The following is a 21,892-nucleotide window of genomic DNA, read 5'->3' on the forward strand; positions in this document are numbered from 1 at the left end:
CGCCGAACTCCATGACCGGCCGCCCCGCCGCGGCGAACGTGATCCGCCGCGCTTGGTGGCGATCAGCGACTGGTGGTTCAGGATGTTGAGCAGTACCGTTTCCAGCAGCTGCGCCTGATCCAGCGGCCCTTCGACCGTCATCAAGGGCTCTCTCGGAAACACCGGCGTCCCTTCCGGCACCGCAGACACGGTGCAGTCCAGCTTGAGGTTAGCCAGGTACTGCAAAAAGTCCTCATCGTACAGCTTCAGGCTGCGCAGGTAGTCAATGTCCGCCGCCGAGAAGTGAAAATCACGCAGCACGTCAACGACCTGCGCGAGCCCCGCCGCGAGCACAAAGCTGCCCTTGTCTGGGACATCGCGGTAAAAAAATGTCAAACACCCCGCGGGTCTGCGGCAGGTCGTGGTGGAATCCGCCCGCCATGGAAAATTCGTACAAGTCCGTCAACATTTCAAGATTACGCATGATAGCCTCCGTGTCTTGTCATATATTGACTTCCATAATAGCACAACGCCGATACCTTTTTCGCCAGGCAAAGGCTAAACTACTAATAGGAGGCACACCATGCAAGCAACCATTGACCAAATAATCGCGGCGCTGAAAGCCGCGGACACCATCATCATCCACCGGCACCAAAACCCGGACCCGGACGCGTTCGGCTCTCAGGGCGGCTTGGCGGCGGCGCTGACTGCCGCGTATCCGGAGAAAACGGTCCTCAAGGCCGGTGAACCCGATGCCGGCCTGGCCTGGATCACCACGCCGGACCTCGTGCCGGCCGAGGCCTACGCGAATGCCGTCGTGGTCGTGATTGACACGTCCAACCTGCCGCGCATTGCCGGCGCCCACTGGCAGGACGGCAAGCAGCTGATCAAAATTGACCACCACCCGGACCGCGAGCCTTTCGGCGACCTGAGCTTCGTCAACCCCAAGGCTTCCAGCTGCTCGGAAATCGTCGCGGACATGATTGCGGCGAGCCCCGACCTGCAGCTCACCAAGTCCGTCGCGGCGATGCTGTACGCCGGTATCATCGGCGACACCGGCCGCTTTTTGTACGACCTGACCACGCCGCACACGCACGAGGTCGCGGCTGACCTCATGCGCACCGGCATCGACGCGCCGGCGATCGGCCGCGCCGAGTCCGATTACTCGCCGGCCATTGCCCACCTTGAGGCCTACGCCCTAGGCAACATGCAGGTCTCCCCGCACGGCGCCGGCAGCCTGTTCGTCACGCAGAAGGTGATTGAGGAGCTGCAGCTGCAGCACGGCGAGGCCCAGGCCGCGGTTGCGACCGTCGGCAAGCTCACCACGGTCCAGTCCTGGGTCATGTTCACCGAGCGCGCCGACGGGCAGTGGCGCGTCGAGCTGCGGTCCAAGAACTGGCCAATCAACCAGCTCGCCGTCAAGCACGGTGGGGGCGGTCATCCCCTGGCCTCCGGCGCCGTGGCCAAAAACCTCGAGGAGTGCCAGCAGATCATCCAGGAGCTCGACGCACTCAACGCGCAGCACCAAGGCTGATTGACAAGTTTAGGGAAAAATTTTAACGAACGGAAGGATCAACGATGAAAACTCTCTATCTCATGCGCCACGGCGAAACGCTGTTTAACGTCTATCACCGCGTGCAAGGCGCCTCAGACTCCCCACTGACGGCGCGCGGCATCGCCCAAGCCAAGGAAGCCAAGGCGTTTTTCAAAAAAACGTGGCATTCACTTCACCGACGCAGTGTCCTCCACCCAGGAGCGCGCGTCAGACACCTTGGAGCTGATCACTGACCTGCCCTACCAGCGGCTGAAGGGCATCAAGGAGTGGAACTTCGGCGTGTTTGAGGGCCAAAGCGAAACGCTCAACCCCAAGCACCCCGGCGAGGCCAGCTACGGCACCTTTTTTTTGCCGATCACGGCTACGGCGGCGAGGCGATGCTGGACGTGCAAAAGCGCATGGTGGCCACGCTCACTGACGTCATGCAGCACGCCAAGGGCGACACCGTCCTGGCGGTCAGCCACGGCGGCGCGATGCACGCGTTCCTGCTGCACTACCTGACCTGGCCGCTGACCGGCTACCAGATCTACACCGGTAACTGCGCGATCCTGAAAATGAGTTTTGACGGTAGCGAATTCCATTTCATCGCCAGTTACGACCCGCTGCAGCAAAACTGAATTAATGACGAAAATAGCGCCACGTACCGCAGCAGATTGCGGCGCGTGGCGCTTTGATTGACCCTAGAAAGCTCAATTGTGATTCATGTCAGGGCCCACTGTTAGCGTATCACCGTCAAGATTGGCGGCTTCTGCCCCAGCGAGGCCACCGGCATAGTTGACGGTAATATAGTCATTGCTCGTGGCCATGCCAACTGAATACGTATTGTGGCTCTTGGGTAATAAGTAAGCAGCAACGTTGGTGGCTTTTTGCTTGTCCAACTTGTCAAAGACGGTGAAGACCTGCTCGGGAAACTGCGAATTGGTCGTCTTCGTGGAGCACTTTGTATACACGATGACGCTGCCATTGGTGACCTGAACCATCTTGGTTGACGACAGGAACACGTACAAGTTGCCCCATAAGTCCCCGGAAGCCAAGGTGTGCCGGCCGATTTTCACCGCCAGCTTGGCCGCTTGGGCCTGCCGCAGGACGAAACTCGTGTTTTGATAGAGTGTAGTGGCCTTTTGCTTGCTGAGATCTTCGAGCTGCCCGCGGACAAACGCCCCGTTTTGAATCGTGACCACTTGCTGATCACGCACCATCGCCAGCTGGCCGGTGGTGCTTTGCCATAAACCACTCACTGCTTCAGGCTTCAGGCGCTTGCTGGCCGCATATTGATAGTGGTTAGAATACACGGTGCCCCGAATGACCGGCGCGGCGGTCGTGCCGCTCGTGTAGTCGATGTTGACGACGTACAAATGGGCGCCTTCGATCAAGAAGCCCGACTTGATCTGCGTTGTCGTGGTGCCACCGCTGGGTTGCAGATAGACCAGATCGCGATAATGCTTGATGGTCGTCTTCGCCCCCATGGCCGAAAGCGTCGCATTGATCTGCTTGATCGAAGCGACATGATAGTTTCTAGGCACCACAACGTCTTTTTTGGCGCGTTGCTTGATGTCTGCATAACTGGCGGTTGGCTTATAAGTGCCGACTTGGTACAAAACGCCGCGATCACTGATCCAAGGGGTCAAGGTCGCGTCCTTTTTCGCCTTTTCAGCAGACAGTTGCCCCTTTGGCGAGACCGTCGCCGTGACGGTGGCGACTTCCGCCCATGCATTATCCTTTTGCTTCAAAACCGCTTTGGTGTGGGCGGCGTGCTGGCTCACCGCCGCGTCTGGGGATGGCAGGCGGCGAGGAATAAGACTCCGAATGCAACAAGTGCAAGCGACCATTTGCGCATAGTGTTCTCCTTATGATGGTTGAGATAGGCTCAGTATACTGGATAGTGGCGTCTCTGTTCGCTACCTTAACCAAAGTTTAAGTGCGGCGTGCCGCAGACAAGGGGCTGCAACAATCGTCACAGTCCCTGACTCAGTTTCTTTATTCGTACCGTAGCGCGGAAATTGGCACCAGCCGCGACGCGCGGATTGCTGGCAGGGTGCCGGCCAAAACTGCGATCACCGTGATCAAGGCCAGGATGCCCAAGGTGTTGCTTGCGCTGAACTGGATCAGCGTGAAGCCGGTCATGCCTTTTAGAAACGAGCTGGTCGCCGCCTTATTGACAAGGCCGCTGGCCAGCAGCGCCAGGCCGCAGCCGCAGCCCGCGCCGAGCAGGCCAATCAGGGCGGCCTCAAGGCTGAATGAGGCAAAAATCTTGCCGCGGCTGAGCCCCAAGCCTTCATCAGGCCGATTTCCCGGGTGCGGTCGCGCACCGACATGTACAGCGTGTTGATGATCCCAAACGCGGCCGCGAGCAGGGCAATCGCACCAAACATGGTCAGGCCGCCGGTCACAGCGTTGATGGTTTGGTGAATGGACCCCACTTCATCCGTAAAGGTCGAGCTCGCCATTCCCTTTTTTTTGTCAGCGCCGCTTGGATCCGCGAAAGGTTCCGCTTGGTCGGGTGGCTCACCGTGGCCAGCACGTTGTAGTACTGGTTTTTGACACTGCTCGGCAGGCCGGCGTTGTTGACGCGGTTGATGGCATCAATGAGGCCTGGGCTGAAAACGACCTGGCCGCCATCGACAATGCTGGCGTTGCGGACACCGACGATTTTGGCCCGAAGCACCTGCCGGCGGTTCGTCGCCTGGTTAGCAGCGACGATGTGGACGGTGTGGCCAAGCGCCGCCTTGGCGTTCGAGTAGCCCAGCGCCTTGACATAGGCCTTATTCAAATCGACGGTGTACGCCTGGCCACTCGCCTGCAATCCTTGCGCCATGTCCACGTGCGTTCCCTGGCCATCGGTGGCAGTAATGGCGTACTTCTGCTTGCTGGCGCCTTGAATGTACTCGGCGGTAAAACTCTTCATCGGCGTGACCTTGGCAACGCCTTTCACCTTAGCAATCGTATTTAGCTGCTTAGTCGTCAGCATCTGGGTGCTGGCGGTGCTGCTGACGGCGGGATCGTATTTCTGTGGCTTATCGCTGGCACTGCCGGACGGCGTGTCGGCGTAGACCATCAGCTGGTCCTTTTCGCCTACGTTGTCCACCTGCTTGCTGATGTACGAGTTGACGCCGACCCGAATGCCAAGCGTCAGCGCGATGGTGAACGCACCGATCAGCGTGGCCAGCACCGTCAAAAGTGTCCGGCCTTTATTGCGCCACAGGCTTGCCGCCGCGGTGCCGATCAAATCACGCAATTTCATCGCACTCGCCTCCCACCAGTTGGCCGTCGCGGATCTGAAGCTGCCGGTCGCACTTGGCGGCCAGGTCCGGATCGTGGGTCACGAGGATCAGCGTGATCCCGTGCTCACGATTCAGCTTGAACAGCAAGTCTTCGATCATTTGCCCGGTCACCGAGTCCAAGTTGCCGGTCGGCTCATCGGCAAAAATGATCTTTGGCCGGTTGACCAGCGCCCGCGCGATGCAGACACGCTGCTTTTGGCCGCCAGACAAAGCGGTCGCCTTGTTCTTGGCCTTGTCGAGCAGGCCGACCTCGCGCAACGCTGCAAGTCCGCGCTCGCGCCGAGCCTTGCCGGTCACCCCGGCGATTTTCAGCGGCAGCACCACGTTGTCGTACACCGTGTCCTTGCTGTTGAGAAAAAAAACTGCTGGAACACGAAGCCAAACGTTGCCGAGCGCAGCGCGTTGAGCTGGCGCGTTTTGAGCTGGTGGGTGTCGCGGCCGTTCAACACCACGGTTCCTTTCGTCGGCTGGTCCAGCAGCGCCAGCAAATGCAGCAGCGTTGACTTGCCCGAGCCGCTTTTGCCCACGATCGCCAGCGCCTCACCGGCTTCGATCTGCATGTTCACGTCATGCAAAGCCGTGAACTGCGCCGCGCCCTTCCCATAAGTGCGCGTCAAATGCCGTGTTGCAATCATTGCCATGTTGCGTCCTCCAATCCCCTGCGGCCCCACGCCGCAATGTTCCCCATAAGCCGGCCCCACGCCGGCTGCTTACTTGAAACGACTCGGCTTTCTAAGCGTCGCTGCGTCCTTTTTGGTGATGCGCCAGGGACCTGCGCCCACCACTGGGAGGTGCTTCGTTTTGACCGCATCGGTGCCGCGGTACACAGTGAGCGTGATGCGGCGCTTTGTCTTCGCCACATGCAGCACATAGCGGTACGCGACCTTGGCTTGGGCCGGCAGCTTGGCCTTTTTGGCTGAGCCGAGGCGGCCGGTGATGGCCGAAAGCTTTTTCACCCCTGCCGTATCTTTGATTGTCGCCACGCGCTGGCCCGCATCGTTGTAGACCGTCGCATAATCAGCTTGGGGCTTGCGACAAGCCGCCAAACCCAGCAGGCAAGCCATCGCAGCGATAACAACTAACTTTTTCATCTTTTACCCTCCTACCTGCGGCCTGGACCTGCTTGGTTTCGACCCAGTGGCTCAGCAAGTACATGTTGACCAGGCTGAGGATCAGCACGCCAACCGCAAACGTCGCAATGGCCAGCCACAGATCGCCGGTCACGGCCCCGTGGAACGTGCCGCCAACCGTGCCGGAATAGCTAAACGCGGCTGAAGGGATCCCGGTCAATTTAAACAGCCACGTCAACCCGGCGAAGAACCAGTCGACCAGCTTGATTGCCACCAGAATAATGACGAAGGTCAGCAGGCGCTTCAGCCATTTTTCCTGCATACCAGGCAGAAAATCAGTGATCATCAGACTGAGCATGTGGGCAAGACTGATGATCGCCCAAACCAGAAGCGCCAGCATGAGGATCAACACTGCGAGTGGCAACACGTAAGGGCCCGGCAACCCCCAGTGAATGTCCTGAGCCGGATCCACCAGCGCCAATCCGAAGCTAACAATGCTCAAAACCGCCCACAGCCCCAGTGACGTTGCCGCGTTGGCCAGCACACTGGCGCCGGATAGTTTCCACTCCGCGACCGGCACCAGCCGCCAGCGGTTGGTGACCCAGACCTGTTCCTGCCCCTGTGCCTCGGCAATGAACGCGACCAGCGCCGTCAACATGCCAAACATAATCGAAAAGCCCAGCAGATCTGCCGCGGTCAGGCGACCCAGCAGCCGCATCACAACTAGGACCGCCACTACGCCAAGGTCCACCCACAGCAGCTGGATGGCCTGTCGCCCGCGTTCTTTGGTCAGCTGCCACCACACCTTAAACCCACTTGTCATTGCCTTCACCTCCGCTTTTCTCTAGACAACCTGCTGCGGCTGCTTGGTTTCCACCCAGCGGCGCAGCATGATGCAGCAGCCAATGCTGAAAATCATTGCGCCAACGGCAATCAGCCCAATGGCGACCCACAAGTAAACGTACGCGATTGACGGCACGTGTGCACCGATTTCAATTGATGCATTCATGTCGATGCCGAGCAGGCCGACGAGCACATCATGCCCCGGAACAGCCAACCGCCGAGTCTTAAGGCAATCAGGACAATGCCGACCGTCAGCAGCCCGCGCAGCCATTTTGCCCGCAGATCCGGCAGAAAGTCGGTGATCACCAGGCTCAGCATGTGCGCCAGGCTGATGAAGCTCCAGCTCAGGACCAGCAGCATGAACACGAGGAAAAACATGGTCGCGCCTAACTGGTCGATCTGCGGCTGAAAGCCAAAGTCGCGCCGGCCGTCGATCAGCCACAGGCCGATATCAAACAGCCAGATGACCAGCCACGCGCCCGCCATCGTCAAGGCGTTCGCAAGTGTGCTCACCCCGTATAGCTTCCAGTCGGCCAGTGGGACCAAGCGCCAGCGGTTTTCGACCCAGACCTTTTCCTGTGCCCGGGCTAGTATGACGAAGCTCGCGATGCCGGCGAAAATTCCAAACAGCCCGGCACCCATCAAATCACTGCTAGCCACTCGATGCAGCGCCCACATCACGGTGTAAATCGCCAAAATGATCAGCTCCACGGCAAGGACCGCCGCCACCCGGCGAACTCGTTCACGCAGCATCTGGCCCAGTACTTTCCCTGTTTTCGCCATCGCGCTCACCCCTCGTAAAAGCTTTCAAAGTAAGCTTCGATGCTCTGCCCCTTGGCGCGGATCGTGTCCGCTGCCTCTTGGGCGACCACCGTCTGGTCCTTGATCACAACGACCTGATCAAGAAGCTGGTCGATGTCCTGCACGTGGTGGTCGGAAATCACCAGCGTGGCCTGCTCTGGCGTCCACTTCAGGATGCTGCTCAGCATCGCCTTGCGCGTCATCACGTCGATCCCGTCAAACGGCTCGTCCAGCAGGTACAGCGCCGCGCGCCGCGACAGCGTCACCGCCAGCTGCAACTTGCGCTGATTGCCTTTCGAAAGCCGCTTGATGCGCTGCTTTTGGTCCAGGTCTAACAGCTGGGCCAGCTGGAGAAAATCGGCGAGGCGAAAGTCCGGAAACAGCGCCGTCATCACGTCGGCCACTTGGCCTACGCGCCAGTTCGGATCAAACCCGTCCATCTGGGCGGAAAAGCTGACCTGCCCCTTGCGCTGCACCGTCTGACCTTCCCCGGCCACTTCGATCGTGCCGCGGAAGTTGACCGCACTGCCGGCAATCAGCCGCATCAGCGTCGTTTTCCCTGCGCCGTTGGCTCCCAGCAGGCCGACAATTTGGCCCGTCGGCAGCGTCAGGTTGACGTCTTTTAAGATCTGCTTCTGGTTCCGTCGATAACTCAATCCTTGAATCACCAATGCCTCAGTCATGCGATTCACCACCCTTTCGCTCCTTGATGTACTCCTCCAGTGCCGCGACCATTTCCGCCGGTTGCATCCCCAAAGCGGCCAGATGATCGTAGGTGCCGGCCAGCTCGCCTTGGATCACCCGCTTTTTCATCTGGGCCAGCACCGCCGTGTCCGTCGTGACAAAGTTGCCCTTGCCGCGCTCGGACACCAGAATGCCTTCGCGGATCAGCTCCGTCAGCGCCCGCTGAATCGTGTTGACGTTGACCGTCAGCGTGAGTGCCAACTGCCGCACCGCCGGGACCTGCGCACCAGGCGCCAGGTTGCCGACGATGATCTCGCGGTCGATGTACTGCTCGATTTGAAAGTAAATCGGGACTTTATCGTCGAACTCCATGCCGCGCCTCCTTACTAGTGTTCTAGTTAGCTATTACACTGGTACTATACGTCGTCACTCAGAAAAGTGCAAGGCAAAACTGAATTATTTATTCAACCCTGTGTGGTCGCTCTTTTTGCACGTGATAAGCGGCTTGCTGCTGCCAAAACCAGGTTATACGGCGACTCTCGTTTCGCATTTTTCCGGCCGAAAGCCTACAATAAAGAGGCAAACTTTTGAGAAAGAGATGATCCTTTTGACGAAACGCTACAAAGGCTCCTGCACGACCATTCTGGTCGGCAAGAAAGCCAGCATTGACGGCTCGACCATGATTGCCCGCAACGAGGACGGCGCCGAGGCGCTGAACCCCGAGAAGTTCGTTTACGTGAAGCCGGAAGACCAGCCGCGCCACTACCAGGCTGTGCTCTCCAAGTTCCACGTGGAGCTGCCGGACAACCCGCTCGGCTACACCTCCACCCCAGACGCCGTGGACGGCCACGGCATCTGGCCGCCGCCGGCATCAACAGCGATAACGTGGCCATGACCGCCACCGAAACCATCACGACCAACTCCCGCGCTTTGGGCGTTGACCCGATGAATCCGGACGGCCTGGGCGAAGAGGACATCACCGCCATCGTGCTGCCTTACATCCACAGCGCCCGCGAAGGTGTACAGCGCCTGGGCAAGCTGCTTGAGCAGTACGGAACCTACGAAACCAACGGCATCTGCTTCTCCGACAAGGACGAGTGCTGGTACTTCGACAGTATCGCCGGCCACCACTGGGCGGCGGTTCGCATCCCCGACGACGCGTACGTCATCGCGCCCAACCGGTTCAACATCGACCACTTTGACTTCGATTCCGATGACACCCTGTGCGCGCCGGACCTGAAACAGCTCGTCGACGAGAACCACCTGAACCCGGACCCTGAAGGCTACAACCTGCGCCACATCTTCGGCTCCTCGACCGTCAAGGACACCCGTTACAACAACCCGCGTGCTTGGTATGGCCAAAAGTACTTCAACCCGGAAATCGAGCAGAGCCCGATCGACCAAGACCTGCCGTTCATCTGCCGCACGGAGAAGAAAATCTCCGTCGAGGACATCAAGTTCGTGCTGAGTTCCCACTACGAAAACACCGACTTTGACCCTTATGGCACCACCAACACTGAAGGCCAGAAGAAGCTGTACCGCCCGATCGGCATCAACCGCAACCAGGAGCTGCACATTTTGCAGATCCGCAACGACGTGCCGAAGGAAATCGCCGGCATTCACTGGCTGGCTTACGGCCCGAACACGTTCAACGCGGTCGTGCCATTCTACGCCAACGTTGATGACACCCCGGCGCAGTACAAGAACACCGGCGCGCACTACACCCAAGGCAGTCAGTACTGGCTGTCCTACCTGCTCGGGACATTCGGTGATTTTGACTTCCACCTGTTTGAAGACTTCGAGAACATTTTCGAGCAAAACACGGTGGGCGAATGCCGCAACATCCAGCTGGAAACCGACAAGGTCGCGCTGGATAAGCCGGACACCACCGCTTACCTCACCGAGGTCAACGCCAAGCTCGCCGACGTCTCGTTCAACAACTCCAACAAGCTGCTGGGCCAGATGATCGAGCTCGCCGCCCCGCGGATGAAGCTGCAGTTCACGCTGCACGACTAACCAGAAGCACAAGTAAGGCCCAGACTCGCCGGAGTCTGGGCCTTTTTTGCGTCAATTTTTGTTAGAACGTCTGCTTCCCATCAGGCGTATCCACGCTCACGCGGCTGTGGCGCCAGCGCCGCAGCACCATCCACAGCCACAGGGCCACGCCGACGCCCAGGTACACCGCAAACGAGAGCACGAGTTCACGCCTTGGCCCAGCGCAGTGAAAAAGGCGATGCACACCGCGACAATCAGCGCGAGTACGCGCGTCACCTGCCCGCCTGGCAGCCGGTACGTCGCCCAGGTCGGGTGCGCGTGGTGGATCCGCATCGCGGAGATCATCGTCAGCGCGTACGCACACGCGCAGCCGAACGCCATCAGGTTGAAGAAGCTTTCCATGAAGGTGCTCGCGTTTTGCAGGAAGATGAACACCGTGCTGATCACCAGTAGGAAAATGTTCGGCAAAAGCGGCTGCTGATGACGGTTGACCTTCGTGAACGCCTTGGGCAGGAAGTTCTGCTCGCCCATCGCGTATAGCAGCCGCACCGTCGCCATCCAAAAGCCGAGCAGCGACGCCCCCATGCCCAGCAACACCGAGCACAGGCCGAACAGCAGCGGCCACACCCGCCAGCCGAGCAACTCCTTCATCGCGACAATGGTCAGAAAGCCGTTGCGGGCATGCGGCGTCAGCAGCTGACTGCTGGTCCCCAGCCCCGCGACGCAGAAGAAGTAGAACACGTAAATCGCCGCGCAGGTCAGCACCGAGCCGCGGATCGCCTTGCTGGTATTTTTAATGGGAAAATCGCCTTCCTCGACCATTTCCGGCACCGTTTCAAAACCGAAAAACGGGGTGATCAGCAGTGCCATGCCGATGATCCAAGCGGGGATGCCGGCGGTGCTGGTCAGGCCGGAGTGAAACAGCGGCGTGAAGTTGCTCAGCGACCAGTGGCCGGAAAACAGCAGCAGCACCGAGGTGATCAGGGTCGCACCAATGTTGGCAAACAGCATGAACCCTGCGCCTTGATCAGCACCTTGACGTCCTGCAGGCTCAGGAAAAAATACAGCAGCAAGAGCACCAGCCCGCAGCCGATGATGCCGGAAAAACTGAGGTGAATGTGAAACTGGTAGTTCGCCCAGCTGATAATGCCCATGACCACGGCCGGCGGCACCGAGATCCACGCGGCCATGATCAGCCACGACGACAGGAACCCAAGGTGCTTGTTCAGCCCGACCGTGTTGTAGATCAGCTCGCCGCCATTTTGCTTAAACATCGAAGAGAGTTCCCCGTACACGAAGCCGATGGGCAGGATGCACACTGCCATCAGCGCAAACGCGATGAACGTGCCGGCCCCGGTGTACTTGTAAAACACCGAGTCCCAGTAGGCGACGAAGGTGAAAATGGCACCGGTCGCCGCAACGTACACGTACACCAGGTTGAGGCTCTTCTTTAACCCCGAGGCCGCCATACTCAGGCCCCGACCGACACGGTCTCCGGCAGGGTGCTGCCGCCGTCAATGACCACCGGGGTCGCCGTGATGTAGCTGGCCCGGTCGCTCAGCAGAAACGACGCCAGCTCGCCGATTTCGTCAATCGTCGCCAGACGCTTTTGCAGCGGCACCGCATCGGCGATCCCGTGCGTGGTGGCGGCCGGGTCATCCGGCGTCGACTCCCGCGCGATCTGGTCGGCCATCGGCGTTGCACGTAGCCCGGCAAAATGGCGTTGGCCGTGATGCCGTACTCGGCCACCTCGCGGGCCACCGCCCGGGTGAAGCCCATGATGGCGGCCTTGGTGGTCGCGTAGGCGCACTCGCCGGGATCGGCGACCTTCACGCCGGTCACGCTGGACATGTTGCAGATGTGACCGGCCTGCTTTGCGATCAGCGTCGGCAGTACCGCCTTGGTCACGTTCCAGACGCCTTTGATGTTGATGTCGAACTGCAGATCGCGCTGCTCATCCGTCGTCTCAAGCAGCGAGCCCAGCTTGATCACGCCCGCGTTGTTCATCAGCGTCGATGGTGCCGAAGTCGGTCAATCACCGCCTTGACCGCGGCCGTGACGCTCGCCGTGTCGGCCACGTCCATTTTGACGCCGAACACGTCGAACCCGTCCAGCTTGAGCGCCGCCACCGTGTCCGGCAGCTTCGGTGAGATGTCCGCCAGCGCCACCTTCGCGCCGTGCTGCGCCACCACGCGCGCGATGCCTAACCCGTTGCCCATGGCCGCGCCGGTGACCAGCACGACCTTACCCGTTAACTCGTCTGTCGCCATGAAAATGCCCCCTAATATTTTTTTATGAATCCTTGAACAGCTTTAAGTTAGCACGGTGAGTAAGCGCTTTCAATTAAGACGTTCGTCCTTTTGCCGGGGTTAAATAGGGCATGTTGTGAAACCTGCCGGCACGCAAAAAAGGACCCGCCGCCACTGCTGGCAACCGGGTCCTCAGGCCGGGATTCGTTCAGTCAGGCACAGCCCTCACTGAATGATCACCGGCACCTTGATCACAATTTTTTTCGACTTCCTCGGGGTCCCCCAGCGCCACGCCCGGCTGATGGGCGTCGCACGGGCCGACAATGGCAAAGTCGCCGGCGTGCAGGACCACCGCCCCGGTCGCCACGGCCGGTTGCTGGTACGTCACCAGGTCGCGGTCCGGATCGTAGTCACCGGCAGGCTCAAGGGTGTCGGTGTGCGCGATGCCGAGCAGCTCATCGCCGCGCACCATGAACTGCACATCATAGAACTTGAGGTGTGATTCAAACGTCGCCTCTGCGCTGGCCTTGGTCAGGTAGCACTGGTAGTGCGCGACGCATTCATCATTGACCGCGGCCGTTGTGCCGTCGGTCACAGGCGCCGTCAGCGCGTTTTTCATAAAGGTCAGGCAGTCGGCGAAATTGGCCGGCAGGAGCGCCGAGTGATTCTGATTTTGAACATTTCCGTAGTACATGTTGTTCTCCTCCCTACCTTTAGCATTCAGGCGGTTTCCTGCACCGTCAGCTGCTGCAGCTGGGCCAGGGCCGGCTCGGCGCCGGTTTTGGCGTACTGCGACAGCAGCAAAATATTGAGGACCAGCGGTGAGTACGTCAACTTGTTCAGCCGCCAGGAAAAGGCCATCGCGGCGATTTCCGACACCGCGCGGACCGTGGACTGGTGGTGGTAGCCGAACAGCTGCCACAAGTCGACCTTGGCGGTTTTGGTGTACAGATCATCGTACTTGCCTTCCGCGTAATGGAACAGCTCGTGGCCGGTCACGATGTTTAAGATCACGTCGCGGGTGAAGCCGGGCACCTGCAGGTCGGCCAGCTTGGTGATCGGCGTGTCGAACAGCTTGAGCTGATTGGGCTCGGTGAAGGTCGCCAGGAACACCTGGTGCAGGATCGCGTCGGCGTCGGTGTGCGTGATGACGCACAGCTTCTCCGCCAGCGCGGTCGCGTCTTTTGTGCCGTTTTCCTCTTTCAGCTGCTTGGCGATCTTTTCCCCGCAGGCCACACCGCCGGCGATCAGCTCCGCGCGCCGCTCAGGGCTCACCTTGTCCTTCAAGGGGTCCTGGTCGAACAGGTACTCGCACCACACGGATTCCGGGATCGGCACCAGCTGCTTGAACAACTCGGCCGGCGTCATAGCTGATCCACATTGGCCGCCACGATGATCATGTCGTCGTCCGGCTCCAGCGAGTCCACTTCCAGGTCCGTCAAGAGTTGCAGCTGCTCAAAGTCCGTGGAGGAAAAGTCCATGACCCGCGCGCCCAAGCACAGGTAGAAGTCCGGCCGGGCGATGTTTTCCGGCTGGTACACGGCCATGTCCTCCCACAGCTGCTTCATGGCGGTCACGTAGTTCTTGGCCTTGGTCTTGAGCGCCATGGCCCGGCCGCGCTGCACCTTGATGAAGCCCTTCTTGTCGACAATGCGGACCGGTTCCGCCGGATCGTCGCCCTTGTGCGGGCCGCCGAAGACGTAGAAGTACGCGTCGCTCATCTCCAGCTTGGTCTGCTCCGGCTTCAAGCGCATGTCCGTCGCGGCAATCTCCAGCGCCTCTTCCTCGGTCGCGTTCTTCGACAGGTCCGCCGTTTTGACTTCGGTCGACCCTGTCGCGATCGCCGTGATCTTGTTGGTCTGCTGATCGATTTCCACGTGGACGTCGACGGATTCAGGCGTGGCGCCGGATTCGACGGCCTTGTTGCTGGCCTCGGCTTGATCGAGCGAATGTCTTCGGCCGTCGGGTTCGGGACGATCCGCTCGACCACGTCCCGGACCATGGATAGCGCGACCCCGATGGAGGAAATGACCTCCGCGTCCTCGGGGATGCTGTACTTGACGCCGGTCTTGTTGGAGAAGTACGGCACCAGGGCAGCGGCCCCACCGCCGACCCCGACCAGCGTGGTCTGATCCTTTTCCAGCTGGTACTTCTCGACCAGCTCGTTGTAAATGGCTTCGACCTTGCCGAACGCCTTCTCCATGATCTGCGTGGCGATGTCTTCGACCGTCGTGTTGCAGTAATCCGCAAGCACCTGGATGCCCTTCCTGCAGGATTCCTGGTTGCCATAGGAGAAGTACTTCGGCTCGACCAGCCCGAGGGCGTTGGCCGCGCAGGTGTTGGTGATGGTGAAGGCAGAGCCGTCCTCATTCACCAGCTTGACGTAATCGTCCGGGTCGCCTTCCTTCGGGGAAAAGAACTCGATGTGCGGGTTCTTAATGGTGCTCGGGTCGGTGAACGCGGCATAGTCCAGGCCGGCAATGTGCGCCGAGCGCGGACCAACATCGATGACGCCGTTCTTGTTCGCCCGGATCATGGAACCGCCGGCATCGCCGACAACCCGCACGTCCAGACTGGAAATGTATGTCTTGTGCCCGCCCACGATCGAGTAGTCGATCGCCGGCCGGCCGTTTTTGATGACCCCAATGTTCGAGGTCGTGCCACCCACTTCAAAGTAGATCCCGTTCGAGGCGCGCAGGTAGATCAAAGAGCCCATGACGGACGCGGCCGGGCCTGACAGCATTGTCAGCACCGGGCGCTTTTTCATTTCGGAGATCTCCATGACCCCACCGTCGCCGCGCATGATCATCAGCGGGACCTTGACGCCGGCCTCGCGCACGGACGCTTCCGTCGAGTTCGCGGTGTCCAGCATCTTCGGCAGGATCGAGGCGTTGATGGCCGCGGTCCGGGTGCGCCGGGTCAGGCCGTACAGCTTGGTGATCTCAGACGCCGCCGTGATCGGAATGTTCTCCTCCTTGGCGACCTTGGCCACGGCCGCCTCCGGCCCACCTTCGTCAACCCCGAACGCCATGGAGGCGACCAGCACTTTCGCGCCTTTGGCCTTCAGGTGTTCGATGACCTGCTTGATGTTTGCCTCGCTGCACTGCTTGAGCGGCAGGAACTCGTTGTAGATCTTGATCGACTTTTTCTCGTCCAACTGAATGTCATCGAGTCTGGTCTGGCGCTTGGCCAAGAAGCTTCGACGCCGCCTTTGGCCATCCCGATGACGCCCACCGGCGCGACGTCCCCTTCAATGAGGGCGTTCGTCGCCTGCGTCGTGGAGTGGGCAACGAATACGACCTCATCTGGGGTGATATTGTTCTGTTTTAAACAGGTCTCAAACGATTGCACCACCCCGGCGGCGACCCCGCGCGGGTCATCGTGCGTGGTCTTGACCACGGAAGGTTCGCCAATCATTTTGTGAGTCTCATTGTCGATGGCGACGGCCTTGGTGTGAGTCCCGCCGACATCGATCCCCATACGTACAGAGCGTTTCATTGCGCATACCACCTTAATTAAGAATTTTGATTACATTGCACCGTACATGACATAGATCACCAGGCACATGATGGCCGCGCAGATCCAGCCAGTTGGAATCGAGCGTTTCATGTAATCGCTCGAGGACACTTTCGCGTAACTCATGCCCCAAGCGACCCAGGACTGCGTCAGGTCCAAGTGCTGAGGGAAAATGGTGACCGCGGCGGTCAACGGATACATGAACTGAACCGCGATCCCCGGGTTGGACGCCAGCACGACGGAGAAAATCGCCGCACCTGAGCCGACCCAGTTCATTGGGCCACGGAAGAAGGCCAGTGGGGCGAGGATTGCAAAGACAATGGCCAGGACCAAGTGGTTCGTCGGCACGATGCCGCCGATGATGGCGGTGAAGTACGGTGACGCGTAGGTCGCGGCGTTGTTGAACATCGCCAAGGCCAGCAAGAAGCCGATCATTGGCGCAACGTCGACGGTGCCGTCAGAGAAGTACTTGGCAAAGCGGCGGCAGACTTCCTTGTAGGAACCCCGCAGTTTGCCCGTGGTCGCCATCGCGTAAACCGCGGAGATGATGAACCCGGCAATGACAGGCACCTTCCAAGCAACCAGCAAGATCACTGGCAGAATGACGGCAAACCAGGACCACCAAGGCGCGTTGGTCGGCCCAGCAGTGCCGCTAGGCTGCGCGTCCACGACCCAGTTGTGGGTGGTTTTTTTCATGGTCAGGTTCGAGATGGTCAGGACCACGATCAGGCCGACGATCATCCCGATGATGCCGATAGTGAAGTAATCATTATAGCTGTAACTTGCGGCGGCTTTGACGAACCCGGCATACATCGTGCGGTACTGATAGAAGTTGACCGTGTTCGCGAAAATGCCCGCCATGATGGAACCCATAAAAGCGAATAATGCCACTGGTGCTTCGATCCCCAGTGAGAACAAAATCGGCAAAACAATAACGGCGATTGAAATAACCGGCCCGATCCCGGTCAGTGACATGAAAATGACCGAGGTGATGATGCACAGCAGCGCCATCGTGATGCGTGGCCGGTCGCCCCCCAATTCAACGACCTTGCGGATCAGCGTCGCAGCGATCCCGGTGTCGATCAGCACGCGGCCGAAGAAGGCCCCGAAGAAGATGTTGACCAGGATGGATGACGCGTAGGCCGCGGGCCCGTCCGCATAAACGAACGTTAGGACATCGACGATCGACTTCCCCTTGAGCGCGACCGTTGGTTCGATGGCATTACCAATGAGTACCAGTGCTGTCCAGACCGTGGCCATGATGAAGAACCCAACCATCAGGTTATAGCCCTTCATGCAGTACCAGACCATGAACAGGAATGATAAGATCAGCAAGATGCCGATCACTACATTTACCATGTTGTTACCCTCCTTTTTTTCGCACCAGTTGTCCCTCAACTGATGTTTCAGTTGCATCATACGTGCTCGTCAAATAAAATGCAACCGCTTCCAGCAAAAATATTTTGGCGGCCTTCCGCAAGCGTTGACGGGCCGGCTTTTCTTGTGAAATAAATATCAATATTATATTTAAAGCCCAGAGTTATTGGCCTTGATTCCCACGATTATAGTATTATGAAGCCAATATCTTAATGCTCTTTAAATCACTAAATTGAGCAAGCGTTCTGACACTCAATGTAAGCCGGTCGTGAAACCAGCCGATTTTTTTTGTGGTGGCTGTGCTATACTGCCAAGTAGAGTGAAACATCAGTCCGGGCTGTACTAGTCCCTCAAAATGGCACCGGATTCCCGAACATTTCGGGCTTAAAACTGAAACATCAGTTTTGCAGGCCACTGATAACTGCATTTCCGCAGCACGCGGCCACCGCCACCCCATCAATAAGCCAAATCATGCTAGGATAGGTCCTATGACTCAGACAACCGATTTGCAAACAGAAGTCTACTTACGAATAAAACAGCTGATTCTGCATTTCGACCTCACGCCGGGCAAACGCGTCAATAAGGCCGCTTTGATGACTCTGCTCAACGTCTCCTCGACCCCGGTGCGCCAGGCGATGCTGCGGCTCGAACAGGAAGGCCTGCTGACAGTGCGGCCTCAAAGCGGCTCGTACGTCAGCCTGATCGATCCTGCCATTGTGAAACAATCCGGGTTCATTCGCGGCAACCTCAGCGGCGCCGTGATGGGCAAAGCCATCCCCCTGTTTGATGCCACCAGCCTGGCGACGCTGCGAAACCTGACCGCCCAGCAGGAGGCCTCCCTGTACCTGCCGGACTACGACGAGTATTTTCGCCTTGAGGACCAGATCCAGGCGTTGTTCTTCCAGGTCGCCGACATGCAGACAACGTGGGACTGGCTGCAGGTCGTTCAGCTGCAGTTCACGCGCCTGCGATTTTTGCGGCTGCAGCTGGTGGAACTCAACTGGCACCAGATGTTCGTCACCAACGAGGACTTGGTCACCGCGGTTGAGGACGGCGATATCGACGCGGCAGTGGTCCTGAGCAAGCAGAAAATCACGCTGATGGAAGACGACCTGGGTCTCATCCAGCAGATGCATCCGGAGTACTTTGACAAAGGCTGATTACACCAAAAAGACGTACCTGCTTTTCGCGGGTACGTCTTTTGAGTCAGATTGTCTTCCGCAAAGCCCACTTAACTCAGCGAAGAACCTTCACTGATCCACGGCAAAGCCAGCGTCTGCTCCAGTTTACCATCTGGTAATTCGTCAAAGCATTTGATTCCATACGGCTGCCACCGGTCAACCAACCGTATCAACGCCGGTACATCGACCACTCCTTGGCCTGGTACAACAGTTTCAATCCGGTGGGCCGCCTCACTCACCCACCGGAAGTCTTTCAGATGAATCGCAACAATCCGCTCGCCGAAACGTTGCAATGCTTCTTGCAAGATTTGCTCAGGTTGGTCGGTCCCTGAAAGAACAAGATTCGCAGGGTCAATGATCAATTTTAGATTGGGGTCCTCCCCCACAGCTTGAATTAAGTCTGCCACTCTATCCAAGGACCAGAGCGGGTGGTTAATACCAGGTTCCAATGCTAGGTAAGTTCCAGAGTCATGCGCCACAGGGAGCAAAGTTTGCACATTTTTGATCAAAGTTTTAAATGGCGCAGAGCCGAAATTGTTCTTCGTGAAGACAAATGTTGGGTCCAAGCTCCCCGTTTCCGTGGCCACAATACGGGTACCAAACATCGGGGCAAGCTGAAGATAGTGGGCCAACTGGGCAATAAGTTTCGTTTGCTCCGGCTTGTTTGGATGGATCATATTCACGTAACAACTTAATGTAACTATCTCGGCATCATATTGTGCCAATCGACGCCGGACATAATTCGCAAGTCCAACGTTAACTGTTGTTCCGTTTCTAGTGGTAACTGGCAGTGATTTTCCTGGGGAATAGGCCAAACTGTGCACTTTAAGGTGCTGAAGTTCACGACCAAACTGGTCTAAATCATCAAATTTTAAAACGTCATGCCCACGGACGGCAAAATCGCGTCTCATTGGCCATCGTCCTTTCCTTTGTAACTCAGATACTCGGCACATGCGCATAGTGCGAGTGCTTGACCATAGGCCATCGGTAACTGTTTGATTGCCTTATATGCAGATCGATCATCCGTGAGTGAGGTTCCAGCAGAAACATGATGGAGAATACCTTGTTCATCCACGTTGCCGAGCAACGCTCTGAGTCCTGCTTGTGCTTGATCCAGATAGTAATCTGATAGAATGCCTAGCCGAAGTGCTAGAAACGTCCCAGCGAGGATCCCTGCCGAACCGGAAGCTTCGATGTAAGAACTAGAGTCGTCAAGAAGTGTGTGCCACAGATGCTCTGGTGATTGTAACGCAAATAATGCCCGCAGCTGGTTGCTAATGACTACTTCCAGATAACGGGATTCAGCTGGTGCTAGCGTAGGCCCAACCATCTCAAGATAAAGTGGCAGACCATATGCCAGCCAGCAGTTGCCGCGACCCCAAAAGGTCTTACCTAAATTATTCCGCTGATTAAAATCCCACCCGTGGCTGAACAAACCCGTGGCTGGATCCAGCAGGTACTTGATATGAAGCAGGGTTTGATAGTTAGCTTCCTCCAGCCACTGTTCATTGCCTGTCGATTGACCCATCTTGGCAAGAAAAAGCACTGTCATAAAGATTGTATCTGCCCAAAGCTGCCCTGGATTACGCGAAATACTGTTCTTATCCGCTCCCGTCGTAAAATGTTCTAATCCTCCCTCGGCGGTCCGGGGAAATTTAGTGTAAATATCAGTGGCCCAGTCAAGTGCCATTTTTTCATACTCCGGGTAAGCACTAAGGGTGAGCATCGGCACCGTGGTGTTAATATTACGCATTGGCAGACCCTGACTAATCCGTTTTTTTCGCCCAGTTACGAATAAAATGATCATACGGATTTCCTTGCAAACGGGCCAGTCCAAATAGACCAACCCCCTGTGGCCAGTCCCAAAAGGCCATTCCAAAATCCCGTGGGAAGAATCCCTGCTTCTTCAGCTGGTCGGAAGATCCGTCTCCTTCCCAATGCACATCTTCACTGGTTAAAGTTGTCATTCGAGCGGCCAACAAATTGGCTTTTTCCTGCACCAAATCGTCAAAAGTTGCCATCTTTCCCCTTCTTTTTTTTCCATGTCATCCTGAAAACAGAAGCAGCCCTCGAGCGTGACGCCCGAAGAGCTGCTCAACAGATCAATCTGGCTGATCCTCATTGGACCGATACATGACCGAAAGCCCTGCCTGCTGATTCTGTTTGACTCGACCAACCAACCCACTTACCGGCATTATGAGAGACTGACGCTTTTCACTAGGACGTAGGTCATAATGCCGCATCTTGCCCACCTCTGTCGTGATCCACAATTGAGTCTGCACAAAACGAATATTCTTAATCCGTCCAGCCACATCACTGTATATTAGCGCACCAGTTGGACTGTTAGCATTGATATTTGAGAACTGAACATTCTCGATCCCATCATCAGGCTTAATAACAGTTTCGTGGTCACGCGCTACAAAAGTTATATAGATTGGTTCAGCATTTCCCCACCACTCTTCTGAAAAGTCTCGCGTAGAAATCTTAACGTCAGAAAACTGAAAGTTACGGGCAAGACCGCCGTCTCTCAGTTGAAACGCAAGGCCACGATTAGAGTTAACGATCAGTAATCGCACCACCTTAACGCTGAGAAAATTACCGAAGCTACTACTCCCAACCTTAAACGCTGCGCTTTGAGAATGAATCTGACAATCAGTAACTTCAATATCAGTGCAGTCGCCAAAACGCTTGGTCTCCTCAGTGCATTTTAAGCAAATACCGTCATCCCCTGTACTGATCTTGCAGCCTTGAACTACGACATACTGACACCGATCTAAATCAATACCATCAGTGTTGGGCATCCGGACCTCATTGTTGATGGTCAAATTAGCCAATTTCACTTGCTGGCAGCCAGCGAGATGAATAGTCCAAAATGGCGAATCGATAATTGTCAGCCCTTCTACTGTGACATTTCGCGAATCCTGAAGATAGATCATCTCCGGCCGCGGATAGTGGTGGGACTCAATATGAGCAGCCTGTTCCTGATTTGCCTTGATAAAGCACCGATAATTACCGCTGATTGTCCCCTTGCCGGAAATCACGCAATTATCACATTGATTTCCAAAGATCAGTGCGCATATCGGGGTCTGGTTACGAAGTAGCTCAAACGGCCCAGGGCGATGATGATATTTATCTTCATTACCACTACCCATCAGCGTAACGCCCGCCTGCACGTCAAGCGTCACCCCAGATTTCATCAACAGCCCGTCAATTACGTATACCCCTTTCCCAGCGAGGGAAACAACCCCAGCTGTGTGGGCAGCGCGATTAATTGCGCCCTGAATTAATTTCGTCCTACTTTCTACTGACTGCTCTAAAGTTAATTGAACAGTCTGAAATTTTTTTTCGCTCATCCGTTCGC

20 protein-coding genes and 7 pseudogenes are annotated in these 21,892 nt (G+C 57.3%); 4 read left to right on the plus strand and 23 right to left on the minus strand.

The features are described 5' to 3' along the window. Nucleotides 1-463: pseudogene (locus JCM13995_RS06200) on the minus strand (nicotinate phosphoribosyltransferase); the annotation flags it as partial. A gap of 99 nt (nt 464-562) precedes the next feature. On the opposite strand from JCM13995_RS06200, the gene JCM13995_RS06205 reads away from it, so the two are divergent. Together JCM13995_RS06205 and JCM13995_RS06210 are read left to right on the plus strand one after the other, a co-directional pair. After that, nucleotides 563-1,513, plus strand: coding sequence for a DHH family phosphoesterase (locus JCM13995_RS06205; protein WP_054663612.1), 951 nt, complete (start codon nt 563-565; stop codon nt 1,511-1,513). A 44-nt stretch (nt 1,514-1,557) separates the two neighbouring features. Next, nucleotides 1,558-2,151: pseudogene (locus JCM13995_RS06210) on the plus strand (histidine phosphatase family protein). A gap of 72 nt (nt 2,152-2,223) precedes the next feature. Here the strand turns inward: JCM13995_RS06210 and JCM13995_RS06215 are convergent. The 10 genes and pseudogenes from JCM13995_RS06215 to JCM13995_RS06260 form a co-directional block, all read right to left on the minus strand. Further along, a complete protein-coding gene (locus tag JCM13995_RS06215) occupies nt 2,224-3,297 on the minus strand; it encodes a hypothetical protein (protein ID WP_054663615.1) in 1,074 nt (357 codons plus the stop codon). Between the two features lie 214 nt (nt 3,298-3,511). Further along, nucleotides 3,512-3,981 (minus strand): annotated as a pseudogene (locus tag JCM13995_RS17630) (ABC transporter permease). Continuing rightward, nucleotides 3,921-4,775 (minus strand): ABC transporter permease, encoded by an 855-nt coding sequence (locus JCM13995_RS06225; protein ID WP_054663620.1) that lies wholly within the window; start codon nt 4,773-4,775, stop codon nt 3,921-3,923. Before JCM13995_RS06225 ends, JCM13995_RS17630 begins: the two are co-directional and overlap by 61 nt. Continuing rightward, nucleotides 4,762-5,456: pseudogene (locus JCM13995_RS06230) on the minus strand (ABC transporter ATP-binding protein). The gene JCM13995_RS06225 and the pseudogene JCM13995_RS06230 overlap by 14 nt, the downstream one beginning before the upstream one ends. A 69-nt stretch (nt 5,457-5,525) precedes the next feature. Further along, nucleotides 5,526-5,906, minus strand: coding sequence for a hypothetical protein (locus tag JCM13995_RS06235; RefSeq protein ID WP_056989837.1), 381 nt, complete (start codon nt 5,904-5,906; stop codon nt 5,526-5,528). After that, a complete protein-coding gene (locus tag JCM13995_RS06240) occupies nt 5,833-6,708 on the minus strand; it encodes a hypothetical protein (RefSeq protein ID WP_054663626.1) in 876 nt (291 codons plus the stop codon). The genes JCM13995_RS06235 and JCM13995_RS06240 overlap by 74 nt, the downstream gene beginning before the upstream one ends. A gap of 21 nt (nt 6,709-6,729) precedes the next feature. Beyond that, nucleotides 6,730-6,921, minus strand: a complete 192-nt coding sequence (locus tag JCM13995_RS06245) for a hypothetical protein (protein ID WP_054663629.1) — start codon at nt 6,919-6,921, stop codon at nt 6,730-6,732. Then, nucleotides 6,891-7,511, minus strand: coding sequence for a hypothetical protein (locus JCM13995_RS06250; protein ID WP_054663633.1), 621 nt, complete (start codon nt 7,509-7,511; stop codon nt 6,891-6,893). The genes JCM13995_RS06245 and JCM13995_RS06250 overlap by 31 nt, the downstream gene beginning before the upstream one ends. 5 nt (nt 7,512-7,516) lie before the next feature. Then, nucleotides 7,517-8,212: an ATP-binding cassette domain-containing protein gene (locus JCM13995_RS06255; protein WP_054663636.1), complete on the minus strand. Its 696-nt coding sequence runs from the start codon at nt 8,210-8,212 to the stop codon at nt 7,517-7,519. Further along, a complete protein-coding gene (locus JCM13995_RS06260; protein ID WP_054663639.1) occupies nt 8,205-8,585 on the minus strand; it encodes a GntR family transcriptional regulator in 381 nt (126 codons plus the stop codon). Before JCM13995_RS06260 ends, JCM13995_RS06255 begins: the two co-directional genes overlap by 8 nt. A 226-nt stretch (nt 8,586-8,811) precedes the next feature. On the opposite strand from JCM13995_RS06260, the pseudogene JCM13995_RS06265 reads away from it, so the two are divergent. Then, a pseudogene (locus JCM13995_RS06265) lies at nt 8,812-10,229 on the plus strand (C69 family dipeptidase). A gap of 96 nt (nt 10,230-10,325) precedes the next feature. Here the strand turns inward: JCM13995_RS06265 and JCM13995_RS06270 are convergent. The 8 genes and pseudogenes from JCM13995_RS06270 to JCM13995_RS06295 form a co-directional block, all read right to left on the minus strand. Further along, nucleotides 10,326-11,219 (minus strand): APC family permease, encoded by an 894-nt coding sequence (locus JCM13995_RS06270; protein WP_263849588.1) that lies wholly within the window; start codon nt 11,217-11,219, stop codon nt 10,326-10,328. Next, complete coding sequence (locus JCM13995_RS16850; RefSeq protein ID WP_263849589.1) at nt 11,189-11,677, minus strand: amino acid permease; 489 nt, start codon at nt 11,675-11,677, stop codon at nt 11,189-11,191. The genes JCM13995_RS06270 and JCM13995_RS16850 overlap by 31 nt, the downstream gene beginning before the upstream one ends. A gap of 2 nt (nt 11,678-11,679) precedes the next feature. Next, nucleotides 11,680-12,215 (minus strand): annotated as a pseudogene (locus JCM13995_RS17635) (SDR family oxidoreductase). Next, nucleotides 12,215-12,478, minus strand: coding sequence for an SDR family NAD(P)-dependent oxidoreductase (locus JCM13995_RS16865; RefSeq protein ID WP_263849591.1), 264 nt, complete (start codon nt 12,476-12,478; stop codon nt 12,215-12,217). Before JCM13995_RS16865 ends, JCM13995_RS17635 begins: the two are co-directional and overlap by 1 nt. Before the next feature lie 187 nt (nt 12,479-12,665). Next, complete coding sequence (locus JCM13995_RS06280; protein ID WP_054663642.1) at nt 12,666-13,151, minus strand: NanQ anomerase/TabA/YiaL family protein; 486 nt, start codon at nt 13,149-13,151, stop codon at nt 12,666-12,668. A gap of 26 nt (nt 13,152-13,177) precedes the next feature. Next, nucleotides 13,178-13,825, minus strand: coding sequence for a hypothetical protein (locus JCM13995_RS06285; protein WP_054663645.1), 648 nt, complete (start codon nt 13,823-13,825; stop codon nt 13,178-13,180). Then, nucleotides 13,822-15,955 (minus strand): annotated as a pseudogene (locus JCM13995_RS06290) (hydantoinase/oxoprolinase family protein). The gene JCM13995_RS06285 and the pseudogene JCM13995_RS06290 overlap by 4 nt, the downstream one beginning before the upstream one ends. Nucleotides 15,956-15,985: 30 nt before the next feature. After that, complete coding sequence (locus tag JCM13995_RS06295) at nt 15,986-17,332, minus strand: V-type ATP synthase subunit I (protein ID WP_054663648.1); 1,347 nt, start codon at nt 17,330-17,332, stop codon at nt 15,986-15,988. 506 nt (nt 17,333-17,838) lie between these two features. Between JCM13995_RS06295 and JCM13995_RS06300 the strand changes: the two genes are divergently transcribed. Continuing rightward, the gene (locus tag JCM13995_RS06300; RefSeq protein ID WP_054663651.1) at nt 17,839-18,510 is read left to right on the plus strand and encodes a GntR family transcriptional regulator; all 672 of its coding nucleotides are present in this window, start codon (nt 17,839-17,841) and stop codon (nt 18,508-18,510) included. A gap of 71 nt (nt 18,511-18,581) precedes the next feature. Here JCM13995_RS06300 and JCM13995_RS06305 read toward each other — a convergent pair whose 3' ends face one another. The 4 genes from JCM13995_RS06305 to JCM13995_RS06320 all read right to left on the minus strand — a co-directional run bounded on the left by JCM13995_RS06305 (nt 18,582) and on the right by JCM13995_RS06320 (nt 21,884). Next, nucleotides 18,582-19,442, minus strand: coding sequence for a sugar phosphate isomerase/epimerase family protein (locus JCM13995_RS06305; RefSeq protein WP_054663655.1), 861 nt, complete (start codon nt 19,440-19,442; stop codon nt 18,582-18,584). Beyond that, a complete protein-coding gene (locus JCM13995_RS06310; protein WP_225350760.1) occupies nt 19,439-20,410 on the minus strand; it encodes a glycoside hydrolase family 88/105 protein in 972 nt (323 codons plus the stop codon). The genes JCM13995_RS06305 and JCM13995_RS06310 overlap by 4 nt, the downstream gene beginning before the upstream one ends. Beyond that, nucleotides 20,298-20,552 (minus strand): hypothetical protein, encoded by a 255-nt coding sequence (locus JCM13995_RS14405; protein ID WP_054663661.1) that lies wholly within the window; start codon nt 20,550-20,552, stop codon nt 20,298-20,300. The genes JCM13995_RS06310 and JCM13995_RS14405 overlap by 113 nt, the downstream gene beginning before the upstream one ends. An 81-nt stretch (nt 20,553-20,633) precedes the next feature. Then, a complete protein-coding gene (locus JCM13995_RS06320) occupies nt 20,634-21,884 on the minus strand; it encodes a glycoside hydrolase family 28 protein (RefSeq protein WP_054663664.1) in 1,251 nt (416 codons plus the stop codon). Between the last annotated feature and the right edge of the window lie 8 nt (nt 21,885-21,892).

Source organism: Lacticaseibacillus camelliae DSM 22697 = JCM 13995 (genome assembly GCF_001311195.1).
GTDB lineage: Bacteria > Bacillota > Bacilli > Lactobacillales > Lactobacillaceae > Lacticaseibacillus > Lacticaseibacillus camelliae.